Annotated in this window: 9 protein-coding genes; 8 read left to right on the top strand and 1 reads right to left on the bottom strand. The window is 73.9% G+C overall.

The features are described 5' to 3' along the window. The first annotated feature begins 121 nt into the window (after window positions 1-121). The 7 genes from CG723_RS32335 (at window position 122) to CG723_RS32305 (ending at window position 15,377) form a co-directional block, all read left to right on the top strand. Entirely contained in the window at window positions 122-979 is an 858-nt protein-coding gene (locus CG723_RS32335) for a DUF4132 domain-containing protein (RefSeq protein ID WP_100597048.1), read from the top strand. Further along, complete coding sequence (locus tag CG723_RS32330; protein ID WP_100597047.1) at window positions 976-6,150, top strand: hypothetical protein; 5,175 nt, start codon at window positions 976-978, stop codon at window positions 6,148-6,150. The genes CG723_RS32335 and CG723_RS32330 overlap by 4 nt, the downstream gene beginning before the upstream one ends. A gap of 283 nt (window positions 6,151-6,433) precedes the next feature. Further along, a complete protein-coding gene (locus CG723_RS32325; RefSeq protein WP_100597046.1) occupies window positions 6,434-7,618 on the top strand; it encodes an ATP-binding protein in 1,185 nt (394 codons plus the stop codon). A gap of 6 nt (window positions 7,619-7,624) precedes the next feature. Beyond that, entirely contained in the window at window positions 7,625-11,338 is a 3,714-nt protein-coding gene (locus CG723_RS32320; protein WP_100597045.1) for a vWA domain-containing protein, read from the top strand. Beyond that, entirely contained in the window at window positions 11,335-13,143 is a 1,809-nt protein-coding gene (locus tag CG723_RS32315) for a hypothetical protein (RefSeq protein ID WP_100597044.1), read from the top strand. Before CG723_RS32320 ends, CG723_RS32315 begins: the two co-directional genes overlap by 4 nt. Window positions 13,144-13,278: 135 nt before the next feature. Then, complete coding sequence (locus CG723_RS32310; protein ID WP_234374643.1) at window positions 13,279-13,830, top strand: TetR/AcrR family transcriptional regulator; 552 nt, start codon at window positions 13,279-13,281, stop codon at window positions 13,828-13,830. Continuing rightward, complete coding sequence (locus tag CG723_RS32305) at window positions 13,827-15,377, top strand: MFS transporter (RefSeq protein ID WP_100597042.1); 1,551 nt, start codon at window positions 13,827-13,829, stop codon at window positions 15,375-15,377. Before CG723_RS32310 ends, CG723_RS32305 begins: the two co-directional genes overlap by 4 nt. Before the next feature lie 133 nt (window positions 15,378-15,510). Here CG723_RS32305 and CG723_RS32300 read toward each other — a convergent pair whose 3' ends face one another. Continuing rightward, entirely contained in the window at window positions 15,511-16,200 is a 690-nt protein-coding gene (locus CG723_RS32300; RefSeq protein WP_100597041.1) for a lysophospholipid acyltransferase family protein, read from the bottom strand. Window positions 16,201-16,467: 267 nt separating this feature from the next. Here CG723_RS32300 and CG723_RS32295 point away from each other — a divergent pair, with 267 nt between their 5' ends. Then, a complete protein-coding gene (locus CG723_RS32295; protein ID WP_100597040.1) occupies window positions 16,468-17,649 on the top strand; it encodes a glycerophosphodiester phosphodiesterase in 1,182 nt (393 codons plus the stop codon). The last annotated feature ends 35 nt before the right edge of the window (window positions 17,650-17,684 follow it).

Here is a 17,684-nt window from a genome sequence, read left to right as displayed (position 1 = left end):
AGTTTCCGGCAGTTGATCAACGCCGGCTCACAACCGGTGCTCGTGACGCGTGCCTTCGGCGCGCGCCCACGACCGGTGGTCGACATCTGGGCACGGAAAATCGGCTGTCGGGGAGGCAGTGGTGGGGTGGATGCGCGCGGGTGACTATGAAGTCGCCCTGGACGACGGCGGCAAGGTCGTCTGCCGCAACGGCAAGGGGCGGCTCCTGAAGTCGGTGCCGCCGAAGATCGCCGACGAGCAGGCCGTCATCGGGCTCCGGCAGCTCACCGAGTGGCTGGAGCGCCACGAGCGCGACTGCCGGGAGCGCGCCGAGCGCTGGATGACCCGCTCCCTTCCCGTACCGGCCGCGGTGCTCGCCGAGGTCTGGCCCGACCCGGCCTGGCGAGCGGCCCTGAAGGACCTGGTCGTCACCGGCGACGACGGCGAGGTCGCCGGGTTCCTGCGCGACGCCGACCCCGAGCGCGGCATCGGCCTCGTCGACCTCGACGGGGACACCGTGCGCATCCGCCCGCGGCAGATCAGCATTCCCCACCCGGTCCTCCTGGACGACCTCGGCGAACTGCGCGAGTTCGCCGTCGAGTTGGGGGTCGACCAGGGCGTCCAGCAGCTGTTCCGCGAGATCTGGACACGCGGCGCCGGCCGCGACCCGGCCGCGCAGGCCGTCGACGACTACGAGGGCGGCACCTTCAAGGAGCTCCGCTTCCTCGCCGGCCGCGCCACGTCCCTCGGCTACCGCGTGCGCGGCGGCCACGCCGTCCAGCCCGTGCTGGAGGCCGGGCGCACGGTGGAGGCCCGGGTCTGGATCGGCGACTACGAGGGCTACGCCGAGACCGAGACCGGGCCGCTCACCTGGACCACCGAGGCGGGACAGGCCATCGCCCTCGGTGAAGTCGGGCCGGTGGCCTGGTCGGAGGGCATGCGCATGGCCGCCGCCCTCTATGCGGGCCGCGAGCTCGAGGACGGGGAGCAGGTGGCGTGAGCACGGCGGTGAGCGGCGCGGGCGCGGGTCTGGGTGCGGGTTCGGGCGCGGCAGGCACGACCAGCACAGCGGGTTCGGTGGGTTCGGTGGGCGAGGCGGCAGGGGAGCGGGGCACGATGAGCACGGGTGACGGCACGGTGGACACGGGAGCGCTCCTGGAGGCGGGCGCCGTCCTGCTCCCGGGCGCACACCGCGGTGAGGACGCCGACGACCTGACGGCCCGCGCGTACACCCACCCCGTTCTTGAAGGGCGCGCGGTCGTCCGCCTCGTGCCCGGCACGCTCGGCGACGCCGAGGACCTCGCCCTGGACTTCCTCGGGCTGCGGCGCGAGAGCGTCCGTGACGGGCTCGGCCAGGTACGCCGCGAAACCCTCGGCTTCCCCGCCTGGGCCCTGGTGAACGACCCGGACAACGGGCACCACGCCCTCGCCCTCGTCAAGGACGTCGAGCGCCTCGCTCGCATGGCCAAGACCCGCGCGGGCGCCGCCAAGGACGGGTTCGAGGAGCTCGGCGAGCGCCTCGGCCGCTCCGTCCCGCACTTCCTGCCCACGTACTACGAGGAGGCGGGCCGCGCCTTCCTCCGGCACGAGAACACCACCTACGGGGCCGCCCTCTTCGGCAAGGCACGCGAGGCCGAGCGCGTCCACAGCCTCGACGTGGACGAGCAGCGGCAGCGTGCGGTGTTCCTCGAATTCGCCTTCGCCGGGGCGCTCACCGTCAAGGCGCTCAAGGACCATGTACGGGACCTGACGCAGCGTCTGGCACCGCAGGCGGCCTGGGAGCAGTACCGCAGGCTCGTCGTCGAGCGGTGCGGTGCCGGGATGCCGCCGTACGCGGCCCTGCCGCAGGACGCCCGCAAGCTCATCAGGGCCGCGGACCTTGACCGGGTCGAGGAGGAGTGCCGGCTGCTCGCCGACCTGCTGGCCTCCCCAGCGGTCGTACGCGCACCCGGCACGTTCTGGACGGCGTACCGGCCCACCCTCCTGGTCCTCGCGGCGCAGGAACCGGCCGTCCGTAAGCGGCTCCTGGAGATCATGCCGACGGGGTACGGACACGACAACGGCTCCGAGGGCGACTGGCTGGAGCTGCTCGCCGAGACCGGCGCCGAACAGCTCCTCACCGACCCGGCCCCGGACGCGGCCGTCGACGCGGGGGACTGGCTGTCGCGCTGGTCCACCCACCTGAAGGGCGGCTGGCGCGGGGTGCGCCGCTCCCCGATGACGTACGACCTGGTGGAGCGCATGGCGGCCCGCCTGCGCGCCGAGGGGCGGCCGGTCGACCTGTTCCGCGGGCGCGGCTGGCGCAGCTGGGCCGACCTGGACCTCATCGACGTGTGCCTCGCGTCGGGTGTCGCTGTGGTGGATCCCGCGCCCCGCACGGACGGCCACGGGATCGGCCTCGACGACTGGTTCGGCGGACCGGACACAGGCCGCGGCGATCTCGCCGCGGTGGCCGCCGACGCGCGGTTCAGGCCGCTGCTCAAGGAGGCGATCGGCGGCAACTCCCACCGCAGCGTGGGCAGTCGCAAGACCATCGCTGTCGCCGAGCACCCGGTGCTTCGCCCGCTGCTGGCCGAATGGCTCACCGAACAGGCCGACGCGTTCACGGCGGCGGCGGGTCTGCCCGGCGCCCGCGCCGCGCTCCAGCGCCTCCGGCGCTTCCGGTCGGTCGCGGCGGACGTCGCGCCGGGGGCCGTCGCCCGCGTCCGCGCCCACGATCTCAGCGGCAACCTCGGCCGCACCCTGCGCGCGGGCATCGTCGACGAACTGGGCTGGCCCGCGCTCGAAGAGGCCATGGAACTGCTCGGGCCCGTACCCGAACAGCGCCACGGCGACGGGCTCACTGTCCAGGAGGCCTGGCCCGCGCTGATCGTCGCCCACCGGGACAAGGCCGTCGTCGCGGGACCCGACGGCATCCTCCTCGAACACGACCTGCGCATCCCCGGCAAGCCCGACCACTGGCGGCAGCCCGCCTTCCGCTTCACCGGCGGTGAACTGCTCGTCACCTGGTGGCACGAGGGCAAGCAGCGCGCGTACTGGTCCTCGCGCCCCGCCGACATCTTCCACCTCGGCGGCGAGTCCGCCACCCAGTGGCGCGCACACACCCTGGACGCCTCCCTGCCCCTGCCGGACGGCGGCCGCAGCACCGGCGCGCGCCCCCTGCACGCGGGCGACACCGCCCTGCCCAAGGAGCACCGAGTCAGCGGCGACGGCGTGAACCACTGGCGGCTGCGCACCACGAGCACGACCAGCACCTGGATCGAGTACGACCCCGCCACCGGCGCCACCGGCCGCGCCTCCCTGCCACCGCTCCTCGCGGGCGCCGTGCGCGACGGCGGCCGGCTGCGGCACGCCGACTGCCAGGTGCTGCCCCTCCAAGCGGGCCTGGAGAACAGCCCGCTGGGCACCGACGGTGCGGTCCTCGGCCGCTGGGTCCGCGGCGACGGCGCCCGGGACGGCGCGGAAGAGCGGCTGACGGCGGGGACGCCCGACGGCCGCGAGGTCGCGCTGCCCGCGCGCTTCACCAGCGGCCGCACCCCCGTGCCGCTCGGCGCGCTGCGCCTGCCCGGCGGAGCGGCGCCCGTACTCGCCCTCGACGGCAACGAGTTGGGTCTCTACGGGGACGGTGCCGGGCCCGCCGACGGATCGTTCGGCGACACCGTGATGTCCCGGGCGGGCGCTCAGTACGCGGCCGGCACGCCGCTGGTCCCGCCGACATCGTTCTGGCACGCCATGCGGGCCCGCGACGAGGACGGTTCCAAGGCGCTGCGCGCGTTCGCGGACGAGCAGGCCGCCGCACTGGCGGACGAGGCGGCGGCCGCGCTGGCGCGGCACCGGAGGAAGACCACGGGCGAGGCCAGGACGGCCCTCATGGACGAGCAGAGGCAGGCCGCGTCCGACCGGTTCGACCGCGACCTGCTCGCCGCGACCGAGCGGGCCTTGCCCGCGATCGGGCACCCGTCGCTGCAGGCGGGCGTCGGTGCCATCACGCTCGCCATGGTCCAACTCCGCGAATCCGTGGCCGAGTTCACCGATCCCCAGGCGGTGGCCGCACGGCCCGTCGCGGCGCGCAGGCAGGAGATGTTCCACGACTTCTCGCCCAGCGACGGCGACGACCGGACCCTGCTGAGCGCGATCCGCGGCGTCCTCGGCCACACCGTCTTCGGCAACTGGAGCGCCGACACCTGGAGCACACTGCGCCAGATCAAGTCCGTCGGCCACCTCATCGCGGGCAAGGCAGCGGAAGGCACCCCGCTGCCCAGCGGACACGACCTCGCGACGCTCTCCGGTGGCTGGACCACCGACGAACTCACCATCCCGAGCTGCACGTCCACCTGGCTGCGCGTCCTCCAGCACCTGCCCGCACTGGCGTACCGCGCGACCGTCCCCGGCCTGGACGAAACGGATAGATCCGCGCTCCTGCACCTCCTGGACGCCGTCGCCGAAGGCGCCCTCACGGACCCGGGCCGTCAACTGCGCAGCGTCGAACTCGGCGAGAAGGGCGCCTACCGGCCGCGCCCCGGCCAGGTCCTCCGCCTCGGCGACCGCACCGTCGCGATCCTCGCGGCGGCCCGCAGGCGCGGCCACGACGACGGGGTGGACTGGCTGGCCCTGGACCACGACCCGTCGGGCGAGTTCAAGCCCGTCGCCCACTTCACGACCCGTGAGGCACAGCGGATCCCCGGCACACTCGCCGGCGACCGGATCGCGTCACTCGCCGCCCTCGTGCGCGAGCGCGGCGCCACGCCCTGGCACGCGGAGAACGCGACCGCACTGGCGGCGGCGCCCGGCTGCGGCCCCGTCCAGGCGGAGCTTCTCCTCGCCGGTCGACCCTCCGGCGTCCTCGCCGACGACGTCGGAACCGCCGAGTGCCAGGCCCGCTCCGGGCTCACCCGCACGCAGGTGGAGGCGGGCCACGACCGCCTGACCGCGCTCACGTGGCAGGGCCGTGTCGATGTCGTCGCCGCGCTGCTCCCCGAGACCGCCGCCGACCTCTGGGAGACCGGGCCGGCCGTCGAGGCCGCCCGGGAGGTATGGACGAAGCGGTTCGGCGCCCTCGTACGCTTCCCCGAGGACGTGGAGATCTCGCTGAACGGGGTCTCCACCATCGGCAACGCCGAGGCCGTACTCAACCCCCTGCACACCCCGTGGCTCAGCCGCACCACCGTCCAACGACTCGACACGGACGGCCGGTTGACGGGCGATGACCCCACCGCGGTGCCGCATGTCAGGGACCTGGTGCCCGCCGTGTCCGCGCTCGGCGCGCTCGCGTACGGCCTGCCGTACGGGCATCCGCTGCGCGCCGCCCTGCCCGCCGCCCTCGACGCGCTGCGGACCCGGCTCGCCGATCCGGAGCTGCTGCTCCAGCTCGGCCTCGACTGGACCGAGAAGGGCGACGCCACCGCGCCCGAGCTGCGCAAGGCGCATGGGATGCCCGAGACGGGCGGCGCCGGAGCGGACGGGCTGACGCGCGTGGGCGAGGCGTTCGTGGTCCACCCCTGGCACCAGCAGGAGGCCGTCCTCCTGCGCCCGGCCGCCCTCACCGGCCCCGACGACCCGGCGCTCGGCCTGATCGAAGGCCTGACCGGATCTCGCGCGGACGCCCCACTGCGGGCGATCAGGGCGGTATTGGGGGAGGGGCTGCGCCGCGCGGTGTCCGCGGGCGTGCCGGGTGTGGACGGACAGGTGGGTGGACCGGAGCCGGACCTCGAGGGATACGCGCAGGACCCCACGCGCGGTGTCCCCGGCCTCGTCACTGAGGTCGCCGAAACGCACGCCATCGGCGAGGACGCCGCCGCCCTCTACCTGCAACTGCTCGCCCTGCCCGACCCGAGCGACCGCAACAGCACGCGCTGGACCGGCTGGAAGCCCGCCCGCATGAAGCGGGCCCGCGCCGAACTCGCCGCGACCGCACTGGTGGTGGAGGCGAAGCGCGCCCGCGCGGGCCGCGGCCTGTTCCTGCCCGGCGCCTGGCTGGCACTCAAGGCGCCCGCACTGCCTGTCGAGTCCTGGAAGCAGGCCCTGTACGACATTCCGGGCAACACGGCGACGGTCCCGCTGCTCCCGGTCCCGGAACTGTTCACCCGCGCGTGGGAACGAGTGCGCGCCGGCGACGTCCCTGCCTTCGAAGAACTCACGACCCGCGCGACCCGGAAGGGGCGGCGCCGATGACGACCGGGGCCCGCCGAGCCACCTCGGCCATGCGCGGCCTGCCCCGTCGGGTCGCGCAACGGCCAATGACGACCAGGGCCCGAGTCACCCCGGCGATGCCTGACATGCGCCGTCGGGTCGCGCAGCCGCCGATGACCACCACCACCGATTCCGTTCCGGCTGCGCCGTGTGTGCGGTGCGGGGGCATGTGGCCGTTGGAGTGCCGTCGGATGACCGTTACCACTACGACCGATTCTGTCCTGGCCGCGCAGTGCCGGGTCACGCAGCCGCGGGAGCGTCGCCGATGAGTACCACGACCGACACCGTTCAGGGCGCGACGTCTGCCGCGCCGCGGCAGATCGTGCCGCCTGAGGAGTTGTACTCCGACGAGCTCGCGTTCCTCGCCGCGTACGACACCGGGCCGCGTCCGCCCGGCTGGTGGCTCACCCCGCGCGCCGTCGTCACCTTCGTGATGGGCTCCGGCGAACCGCTGCGCCTGCCCGAGGGTGCCGATGCCGGCGAGGGCGTGCCGCGCCGCCTCGCCGTCCGGCGGAAGTTCGTCGGCGAGCGCGCCCTCGTGGAGCGCTGCGTCGTCACGCTCGCCGGCGAGCGCGGACTGCTCCTGGTCGGGGAGCCGGGCACCGCCAAGTCAATGCTGTCCGAACTGCTGGCCGCCGCCGTCAGCGGCACCAGCGCGCTCACCGTCCAGGGCACCGCGGGCACCACCGAGGACCAGCTCAAGTACGGCTGGAACTACGCCCTGCTGCTCGCCCAGGGCCCGAGTCCCAAGGCACTCGTCCCCTCACCCGTCCTCGCCGCCATGACCCAGGGCGCCGTCGCACGCGTGGAGGAGGTCACCCGTTGCCTCCCCGAGGTGCAGGACGCCCTGATCTCCCTCCTCTCCGAACGGCGCATCGCCGTCCCGGAGCTGGCCGGTACGGACGCCGCCCAGGCGCACGCGGCCCCCGGGTTCAACGTCATCGCCACCGCCAACCTCCGCGACAAGGGCGTCTCCGAGATGTCCGCCGCGCTCAAGCGCCGCTTCAACTTCGAGACGGTCGGCCCCATCGGCGACTTCGACGCCGAACTCGACCTCGTGCGCCGCCAGTCGAAGGCCGCCGTCGAGCGGGCGGGCGCCGCGTACCAGCTCGACGACATGGTCCTCGACGTCCTGGTCACCGCGTTCCGCGAGCTGCGTTCGGGCCGTTCGGCCGAGGGCTGGGAGGTGGAGCGGCCGTCCACCGTGATGAGCACGGCCGAGGCCGTCTCCGTCGCCACGGCGCTCGGCGTCGCCGCCGCCTACTTCCCCGGCGACCGAGACGCCCTCGCGCTCCTGCCGGGCCACCTCACCGGCGTGGTCCGCAAGGACGACCCGGCGGACGCGGCGCGGCTGCTCGGTTACTGGGACGGCGCGGTGCGGCGCCGGGCCGAGGAGGGTTCCGCGACCTGGCGCACCCTGTGGGACCTGCGCTCCGTCCTGGAGGGCTGACCCGTCATGACCACCGACGCGGGCGTGGCCATCGGCGCGCTCACCCATCCCGACGGGCCCTACCTCATCGGCGTACGCCACCACGCGCCGTCGCTGGCCGCCGTCGTCCCCCGGCTCCTCGACGAGGCGGCCCCGGACGTCCTGCTGGTCGAACTTCCGGCCGAGACGCAGGAGTTGCTGCCGTGGCTGGCGCACGAGGAGACGGTGGCGCCGGTCGCGCTCGCGGCGGTGCTCGACAGGGAGGGGGAGTCGGGGCCGGCGTTCTACCCGTTCGCGGACTTCTCACCGGAGCTCGCGGCGCTGCGCTGGGCCGCACGGAACGGCGTCCCGGTGGTCGCCTGCGATCTGCCGCTCGCGGAACGGGCTTGGAGGGAGCCACAAGTACCCCGCCCCGCCGCACGCGCCGAACACCCCCGCCGCCCGGGCGGTGGAGACGCGCCGCGTCTGGGCGACGCCGTACGTGGACGGCTGACCGGCCGCGACGGCGACGACCTCTGGGACCGCCTGGTGGAGGCCCCCGCCCCGGGCGCCACCCCGCAAGCCCTGCGCCGCGCAGCGCTCCTCACCGGCTGGGCCCTGCGCCGCGACGCAGCGGACGGCCCGGGAGTCGACCCGCTCGACCTCGCCCGGGAGCGCTGGATGCGGGCACGCCTGCGCGAGGCGGCGCGCGAGGGACGCAGGGTGGCGGCGCTGATCGGAGCGTTCCACGCCCCCGCGTTGAGCGCGGGGGCGCTGCGGGACGAGGCGCAGGAAGAACCGATCGCGGGGCCGTCGGACAGGACGCCCGCCGAGTCGCAAGCCCGGGTGACCGCCGAACCGCACACGGAAGCCCCGGCGGCGCCCACCCCCGCCGTCTCCCTGATCCCGTACACGTACGCGCTGTTGGACGCCCGTTCCGGATATCCGGCCGGGATCCGTGACCCCGAGTGGCAGCACCAGGTCCTGGAGTCGGCGGGCGACCCGGCCGCGGTCGGCGAGACGGCCCTGCACTGTGCCGTCCGCGTCACCAGTGAACTGCGCGCCGAGGGCCACCCGTCGGGACCGGCGGACGCCCGCGAGATCCGCCGCGTCGCGGGCGACCTCGCAAGCTTGCGCGGGCTGCCCGCGCCGGGCCGGAGCGAGTTCGTCGAGGCCGTGCAGACCGTGCTGGCCCAGGGCGAGCCGCTGGGCCGCGGGCGCGCCGTCGCCCGCGCGCTGGAGCGGGTCCTCGTCGGCGAGCGCACGGGCCGCGCCGCCCCCGGCGCACCGCGCGGCGGACTCGCACCCGCCGTCGAGACGGAGCTGGCCTCGCTCGGACTGCCGGGCCCCGCAAGTGGTGGGCAGGAGAAGGAGCTTCGGCTCGATCCCCTGCGTTCCGACCTGGACCGCAAACGTGAGGTGCTGCTGCGCCGCCTCGCGCTGTGCGGCATCCCGTACGCGCAGGAGACATCCGTCGGCGGGGCGGGCGGGGCCGACGCGCTCACCACCCGCTGGACCGTGCGCTGGACACCCGCCACCGCGGCGGTCCTCACGACAGCGACCACTCGGGGCGTCACGCCGGCGCAGGTGGCGGAGGGCGTGCTTCGCGCGCGCGTCCGGGCCGCCCACGCGGAGGGCGGCCCGACCGCGGCGCAGGCGCTGGCCGTGCTCGGCGAGGCGGCCCGGTGCGCGCTGCCGGCGCTCGCGGCCGAGGCCCTGGCAGAGGTGACGACCGTGCTCCCCGCGATCGGCACGCTCCCGGAACTCCTGACGGGCCTCGCCCTCACGGACCGCCTCAGCGCGGGCCACATCGCGGGTCTGGCCACGACGGATCCCGTAACTGACCCTGCCGCGAGCCCCGCCCCCGCCACCCCCTGGCACCACGCGCCGGCCGACTGCGCCGACCTCCTGACCGTCGCCGCCGTCCGCAGTCTCGATGGGCTTACCGGCTCCGAGGACCCGGAAGACGCCCGTGCCCTGGTCGAACTCGCGCGGCGCGCCGACGTGTTCGGCGGGATGCGGCTCGCCGACTCGCTGGCGCGGCTGGCCGACGGCGGGACGCCGCTCATGCGCGGCGCCGCAGCCGCGGTACGGGTTCTGCTCGGACACACCCCGGCCACCGCCCTCGGCGTACGCGCGGCGTCCTGGGTCGACACGGCCGGCGGCCCCGGCACGCGCGCGGAGCTCACCGCCCGGCTGACCGGCCTGCTCACCGCCGCGGGCTCCCTCCTCGAAACGGCTCCCGAGGCACTCGCCCCGCTGCTCGACCGCGTCGGCGAACTGCCCGACAACCCCTTCCTCGAACGGCTCCCCGCTTTGCGCGGCGGTTTCGACACGCTCAGCCCGGCCGCCCGCGACCGGCTGCTCACCGTCATCGAGGAACGCATCGACGGCACCCTGGACGCCGACCTTCCCCCGGACACGGACGCGCGGACGCTGGCCGCGTGGACGGCGGCGGACCTCGCCGCCCGCGAGGCGCTGGCCGCGCTCGACCTCCTGCCCCCGACGCCGGACGGACTCGTGCCCCCGACGCCGAACACACTCCCGCCCACGACGCCGGACACGTCCGACCGGCCTCACGCGGCGTCCCCGTCCGCTGCCACCTACGCCCCCGTCCGCACTCCCGCCTCCGTCTCCCCACCCGGTGGCCCCCGCATCGCCCCCGCCGAACGCTGGCGCCTCGTGCTCGGGCGGCGAGGGGATCAACTCCCGCAGGGCATCGCTCCGTTGGCGACCGCCCTGGACGAGCTGTACGGGAGGGGCCGTGGCGAAGGCGCGCGCGGCGATCTGCCGGGCGGCGCAGGCGGGCGTGTCGGGCGAGAGGCTCCGTACCCCGGCGTACGCGAATGGGCCGAGGAACTCACGACGCTCTTCGGCCCCGGCATCCGCGAGGAGGTCCTCGCCGCCGCGGCCACCCGAGGCCGTACAGACGTCGTGTCCGCCCTCGACCCCGAAGCTGTACGCCCTTCAGTGGAGCTGCTCCGCACTGTGCTCCAGCACGCGGGCGGGCTGCCCGAGGCCAAGCTCGCCGCCCTGCGCCCCCTCGTACGGCGCCTCGTCGACGAGCTCACCCGCGCCCTCGCCACGCGCATGCGGCCCGCGCTCACCGGCGCGGCGACCGCCCGTCCCACCCGGCGCCCCGGCGGCAGACTCGACCTCGCCCGCACCCTGCGCGCCAACCTCGCCACGGCCCGGCGCACCGACGACGGACGTATCCACGTCATCCCGGAGCGCCCCGTGTTCCACGGCAGAGCCCAGCGCTCGGCGGACTGGCGGCTGATCGTCCTCACGGACGTGTCCGGCTCGATGGAGGCGTCCACCATCTGGTCGGCGCTCACTGCGTCGGTCCTGGCCGGCGTGCCCGCGTTGTCCACGCACTTCCTGGCGTTCTCGACGACGGTCCTCGACCTGACTGAACACGTCCACGACCCGCTGGCCCTCCTCCTGGAGGCCCGTGTCGGCGGCGGCACCCACATCGCCGCCGGGCTGCGCCACGCCCGCACGCTCGTCACCGCGCCCTCCCGCACCCTCGTCGTCGTGGTCAGCGACTTCGAGGAGGGCTACCCCGTCGGCGGAATGCTCGCCGAGGTACGCGAACTCGTCGGCGCGGGCTGCCATGTGCTGGGCTGCGCGAGCCTCGACGACGCTGGGCGCCCCCGCTACTCCACCGGCATCGCGGGACAGCTCGTCGCCGCCGGCATGCCGGTCGCCGCGCTCAGCCCGCTCGAACTCGCCCGCTGGGTAGGGGAGAAGATCCGTTGACGTCGACGCACTCTCAGCCGCAGTCTCACCCGACGCCGCAGCTTCCTCCGGTACCGCCCGAAGTCACCGCCGCCGTCGTGGCCGCGCTCTCGCCACGCCTGCGCAAGCGCCTGGACGCCGCCGTGGAGAAGCTCGCCGCGCGACCGATGACGTCCGACGACGGCATCTGCCGTATCGCGGTCGACGACGAGACGTTCGTGGAACTGCACGCTCCCGGCGGCACGGTCGCGGCTGAGGACGCGATCCGCTGCGGCTGCCTGCTCGCCCCGGCCTGCGTCCACCGGGCCGCGGCGGCGACCCTCGCGCCGATCGCGGACGACGCACCCACGCAGGCCCCCGCCGACGCGCCCGACCAGCCATCCCCGCCCGCCCCGGACGAGGTGGGCGCGACCGCACAGACCACCGAGCCGACCGAAGCCCCCACGTCTACGCCCACCACCCCGACCCAAGCAGCCGCCGCCGAAGCCCTGTGGCAGGCAGCCGTTCTCGTCCTGGACGCCGGGGTCGACGGCGCCGGTGCCGTGCTTCAGGCCGGTCTGCTCAGGGCCGCCCACTCCGCCCGCCTCGCGGCGCTGCCCCGCCCCGCGGCCGCCGCGATCCGCACGGTGAACGGCCTGCGCGCGGCCCGCGCCGCCGAGCCCGACCACCGCACCTCCGAACTGGCCGACGCCCTCGAGGAGTTGCTCGCCACCGCGTACGGGCTGCGCCGCCCCGACACCCCGGACGCGCACGCCGCACTCCGGGGAACGGCGCGCCGCGCCTATGCTCCGGGCGGTTCGCTCAGGCTCTACGGACTGTTCACCGAGCCCGTCCTCACCGCGACCGGCCACGCGGGCGTGGTCACCTGGACCGCCGACGCCGCCGGCCGCCTCTACACCGTCCCCGACGTGGCCCCCGGAGGACCGGGCAGGGCCAGAACCGCCGGTGACCGAGCCGTCAGAATGGGCGACACCGCACTCACGCACCGCGACCTGGCCGGCGCCGGGCTCGTGGTCTCGGGCGCGACCGTCTCCGCCGACGGGCGGCTCGGCGCGGGCCGGGGCGTCCGGGCCGCGGCCGCCGCGGGAGCCGACTGGGCCGAGGAGCCGCTCGCGGCCCTGTGGTCCGTCCCCGTGGCGGAACAGGTGGCGCGGGCCCTCGCCACCGGACAGGACCTGCTGTTCCTCGACGCCACGCTGACCGGCGTGGCCCGAGAGGCGGGCGGCGACTGCCTCCTGGCCGAGTGCGACGGGCTCACCGTGCGGCTGACCACCGCCGACGACCACCCCGAACTGGCCCACCGCGAGAACCTCGCCCTCCTCGCCACGGCCCCCGGGACCAGGGTCCGCGCCATCGCGCGCCTCGTCCCCGCCGGGCACCCCCGGGCCGCTCTCCTCGCCGTCCGTCTCCCCACGGGCCGGCACGACCTCGGCCTGGACCGCCTCCAACGCCAGGACGTGACCCCGACGACGCACTCCAGATCACCTCGGTCGGCGCCCGCACCCACCCCCTCCGTCCCCCTCCACGTCCTGCGCCGCCGTATGGAACAGGTAGTCATCGCGGGCCGCCGCGCCCTGACGCACACAGCACCCGCCGGAGGGCCGCACACCACGGCACCCGACACCACGCTCCTGCGTCGCGCGGGCCTGTCCACCGCCGCCGAGCTGCTCGACGCGCTGCGCAGCTCCGCGGCAGAGCGGGGCCGCGACGGATTCGGCCGCCTCGGTTCGGCGGACACCGACGCGTTCGCCCGCGCCTGGCTCGCCACGGCCCGCTACCTCGACGAGGCGTCCGCAGCCCTGTGCCGCGGCGCCTGGCAGACCTGACCCGCACCCACCTCACTCGCACACCCCACCCCCGTCGCCGAGCGATTCACTCGCTGTCCGTATATATCCACCGACTCATGAGACGCCCGCGCCCTTGATGAGACAAATATGTCTCACATGGACTACCCTCGTCTCATGTCAGTCGACCGAGAACAGGTGCTGCGCACCGCCGCCGCCCTGCTCACCCGCAAGGCCACGGCCACGATGGACGAGGTGGCCAGGGCGGCTGGTCTCAGCCGCGCCACGCTGCACCGGCACTTCGCGGGCCGGGACACACTCGTCAGGGCCCTGGAAGAACTCGGGATCCAGGAGTGCGAGGCCGCCCTCGACGCGGCCCGGCTCGACGAGGGCGGTGCCGACGACGCCGTACGCCGGCTGGTGACGGAGATCCAGCCGTGCGCCGGACTCCTCGCCTTCCTCGTCACGGAGAACCAGCTCTTCGAGGGCGAATCGCAGAACGAGGGCTGGGCCCGGCTCGACGCTCGCATCGCCGCGCTGTTCACGCGCGGCCAGGAGCGCGGCGAGTTCCGGATCGACCTGACACCCGCGTGGCTCACGGAGGCGCTCTACAGCCTGATCGGCGGGGGCGCATGGGCCGTACAGGACGGCCGGGTGGCCGCCAAGGACTTCCAACACATGATCGTCGAGCTTCTGCTCGGCGGCGCCAGACGGAGAGTGGAACCATGACCAGCACACACCAGCGCACATCCGCGGCGGAGGTGGAGCCGAGGCCCGGGCGAGGACGATGGCTCGCGCTCTCCGTCCTCGTGCTCGCGGTGCTCCTGGTCGCGGTCGACGCGACGGTGCTCGGTCTCGCGACGCCGTATATCAGCGAGGACCTGGAACCGACCGGCACGCAGCTCCTGTGGATCGGTGACGTCTACTCGTTCGTGATCGCGGGACTCCTGGTCTCCATGGGCAGCCTCGGTGACCGCATCGGCCGTAAGAAGCTGCTGCTCACGGGCGCGGTCGCGTTCGGCGCCGTCTCGGTGCTCAACGCGTACGCGACGACCCCCGAAATGATGATCCTGGCCCGGGCCCTGCTCGGCGTCGCGGGCGCCACCCTGATGCCCTCGACCCTCGCCCTGATCCGCAACATCTTCACCGACCCGCGCGAGCGTTCCCTCGCCGTCGGCATCTGGGGCGCGGCGGCCTCGGCGGGCGCGGCCGTGGGCCCCGTCGTCGGCGGATTCCTGCTCGAACACTTCTGGTGGGGCTCGGTCTTCCTGATCAACCTGCCCGTCATGGCGGTCCTCGTCGTCGTCGGCATCAAGCTGCTGCCCGAGTCGAAGAACCCGGCCGGCGGGCCGTGGGATCTGATCAGCGTCGTCCTGTCCCTCGTCGGCATGATCGGTGTCGTCTACGCGGTCAAGCAGGCCGCGTCGCACGGCCTCGGCTGGGAGGTGCCGGCGTCCGGCGTGCTCGGACTGGCCGCTCTGACCTGGTTCGTCCGCCGCCAGCTCACGCTGCCCGCACCGCTCCTCGACATGCGGCTGTTCCGTCACCGCGGATTCTCGGCCGCTGTCCTCGCCGACCTGCTCACCATCCTCGGCCTCTCGGGCCTGGTGTTCTTCCTCTCCCAGTTCCTGCAACTGGTCCAGGGACGTGGCCCGTTCGAGGCCGGTCTCGCCGAACTGCCCGCCGCCATCGGCGCGGTGGCGGCCGGACTGGTCGCGGGTACGGTCGCGCGCCGGTTCTCCGTGCGCTCCGTCGTCGCGGGCGGCCTCGCCGCCGTGGGCTTCGCCCTGGCCGGGCTGACCGGACTCAGCCAGTCGACCGGCTATCCGCTGCTCGGGGCCGTGCTCCTGATCGTGGGCGTCGGCGCAGGGTTCTCGTTCACCGTCACGGCGGACGTGATCCTGTCCAGCGTGCCGAAGGAGCAGGCGGGCTCGGCGTCCGCGGTCTCCGAGACGGCGTACGAACTGGGCGCGGCTCTCGGCATCGCCCTGCTCGGCTCCATCGTCACGGGCGTCTACCGGGACTTCACGGCCCCGGCCGGCACCCCGCCCGAGGTGGCGTCGGCCGCCCACGAATCCCTGGGCGGAGCGGTCGAGTCCGTCTCGGCGCTGCCCGCGCACACCGCGAGCGAACTGCTGACGGCAGCGCAGGGCGCCTTCGTCGACGGGCTGCGGGCCGCCGCGGGCGTCGGCGCGGCGGTGCTCCTCGCGACGGCGGTGGCGGCGTGGTTCCTGCTGCGCGGCCAGAAGCTGGAGGACGGCGTCGAACACCCGTGACGGACGCGTCCGCACGGATGACGACGCGGCCGTACGGATGACGCACTTTCAGCGGGCGTCCGGACGGCCATACGCATGACGAAGGGCCGCACCCACCGGGTGCGGCCCTTCGTGACGCTCAAGTGCTACCGGCTCAGGCGGCCTTCGCCTTGGTCGCGTACATGTCCACGTACTCCTGGCCGGACAGGCGCATGACCTCCGCCATCACCGAGTCCGTCACGGCGCGCAGCACATAGCGGTCGCGGCCCATGCCGTCGTAGCGCGAGAACTCCATCGGCTCGCCGAAGCGGACCGTGACGCGGCCGGGCCGCGGGAGGCCGCTGCCGCCCGGCTGGAGCTTGTCCGTGCCGATCATCGCGAACGGTACGACGGGCGCGCCCGTCATCAGGGTCAGCCGGGCGATGCCGGTGCGGCCGCGGTAGAGCCGGCCGTCGGGGGAGCGGGTGCCCTCGGGGTAGATGCCGAAGACCTGGCCCTCCTCCAGGACGCGGCGGCCGGTCATGAGCGCCGCGACACCGCCGTTGGCGCCGTCGCGGTCGACCGGGATCATGCCGACGCCGGTGAAGAACCACGCCATGACACGGCCCTTGAGGCCCTTGCCGGTGACGTACTCGTCCTTGCCGATGAACAGGACCTGACGGTCACACACGATCGGCAGCACGATCGAGTCGATGAAGGTCAGGTGGTTGCCCGCGAGAATGACAGGACCGGTGCCCGGGATGTTCTCGGCGCCCTCCACCCGGGGGCGGAACATCAGGCGCATGATCGGTGAGAGCACTGCCTTGATGAACGCGAAACGGGACAACGGGCCCTCCGGTGTCAAGGGTGGCGGCCTAAGCCGTGGCTGGATGAGCTGAAGTCTGTGCAGGTGAGGACGATACTCGCGGCCCCCGGCCTGTTGCACATCGGGTTCACGCACTCGATACGCAGTGTTGACCCTCATTTACGCTCCGTTGGCCGTCACGCGGCGCGCAGGAGTCACCCCGCATCACCTTTCCGTTCGGCCCAAGGTCTCCCACTGGACACTCCCGCACACCTACGATCGGTGCGCTTTGACAGGTGCAAGGCAGCGATGTGGGAGGAGTGCTCAATGGGGATGCGGAAGTCACAGGAGTCCCGGGGGTCGCAGCTCGGCCGCCGTTCGGTACTGGGTGCGGCGGTGCTCGGCGCGGGCGGAGCCGTCCTGGGCGCGCCCGGCGTGGCGAGCGCCGACGAGCGCGGCAGTGGCGGACATCACGGCGGTGGTGGCTACAAGAGCCTGCCTGTGCCCACCGTCATCGCCCACCGCGGTACGAGCGGCTACCGCCCGGAGCACACCTTCGGCTCGTACCAGCTGGCCCTGGACATGGGCGCGCACGTCATCGAGGCGGGCGACCTCGTGCCCACCAAGGACGGTCACCTCGTATGCCGTCACGAGCCGGAAATCGGCGGGACGACCGACGTCTCCGCGCACCCCGAGTTCGCCGGCCGCAAGACCACCAAGAGCCTCGACGGGGTCGCCACCACCGGCTGGTTCACCGAGGACTTCACGCTCGCCGAGCTGAAGACCCTGCGCGCCAAGGAGCGCATCCCGGCCAACCGCCAGCGCAACACCCTCTACGACGGCCGCTGGGACATCCCCACCTTCGAAGAGGTCCTCAAGTGGCGGGAGCGGCAGAGCCGCGAGCGCGGCAAGGAGGTGTGGATCCACGTCGAGACCAAGCACCCCACCTACTTCCGCAAGCTCGGCCTCGGCCTCGAGGAGCGCGTCGCCCCGCTCCTGCGCAAGTACGGCGTGAACAGGAAGAATTCGCCCGTCTTCCTCCAGTCCTTCGAGCCGACCAGCATCCAGCGCCTGAACAAGCTGGTCGACAACCCGCTCGTCGTGCTCCTGTCGACCGCGAACTCCCGCCCCTGGGACTTCGTCGACGCCGGTGACCCGCGCACCGTCGCCGACCTCATCACCCCCAAGGGCCTCGACGAGATCGCCTCGTACGCCCAGGGCATCGGCCCCACGCTCGACCTCGTCATCCCCAAGGACAAGGACGGCAAGCTCCTCGCGCCCACCACGCTCGTCGAGGACGCGCACGCCGCGGGCCTGATCCTGCACCCGTACACGATGCGCAACGAGAACACCTTCCTGCCCGCCGACTTCAAGAAGGGCACCGACCCGAACGCCTACGGCGACGCGTTCGGCGCCTTCAAGGCCTATCTGGCCACCGGCATCGACGGCATCTTCTCGGACAACTGCGACACGGCGCTCCTCGCCCGCGAGGACTTCCTGAAGGCCTGACCTCCCTCAGTTCACCGTCAACACCGCGCACCCCG

Source organism: Streptomyces sp. CB01635 (assembly GCF_002803065.1).
Lineage (GTDB): Bacteria > Actinomycetota > Actinomycetes > Streptomycetales > Streptomycetaceae > Streptomyces.
This window is presented reverse-complemented; position numbering and strand designations above follow the sequence as displayed.

Excerpts from the sequence above, each read along its gene's own strand:
- CG723_RS32325 (WP_100597046.1), top strand. The coding sequence starts at position 6,434 with ATGAGTACCACGACCGACACCGTTCAGGGCGCGACGTCTGCCGCGCCG.
- CG723_RS32320 (WP_100597045.1), top strand. The coding sequence starts at position 7,625 with ATGACCACCGACGCGGGCGTGGCCATCGGCGCGCTCACCCATCCCGAC.
- CG723_RS32310 (WP_234374643.1), top strand. The coding sequence starts at position 13,279 with ATGTCAGTCGACCGAGAACAGGTGCTGCGCACCGCCGCCGCCCTGCTC.
- CG723_RS32305 (WP_100597042.1), top strand. The coding sequence starts at position 13,827 with ATGACCAGCACACACCAGCGCACATCCGCGGCGGAGGTGGAGCCGAGG.
- CG723_RS32295 (WP_100597040.1), top strand. The coding sequence starts at position 16,468 with ATGGGGATGCGGAAGTCACAGGAGTCCCGGGGGTCGCAGCTCGGCCGC.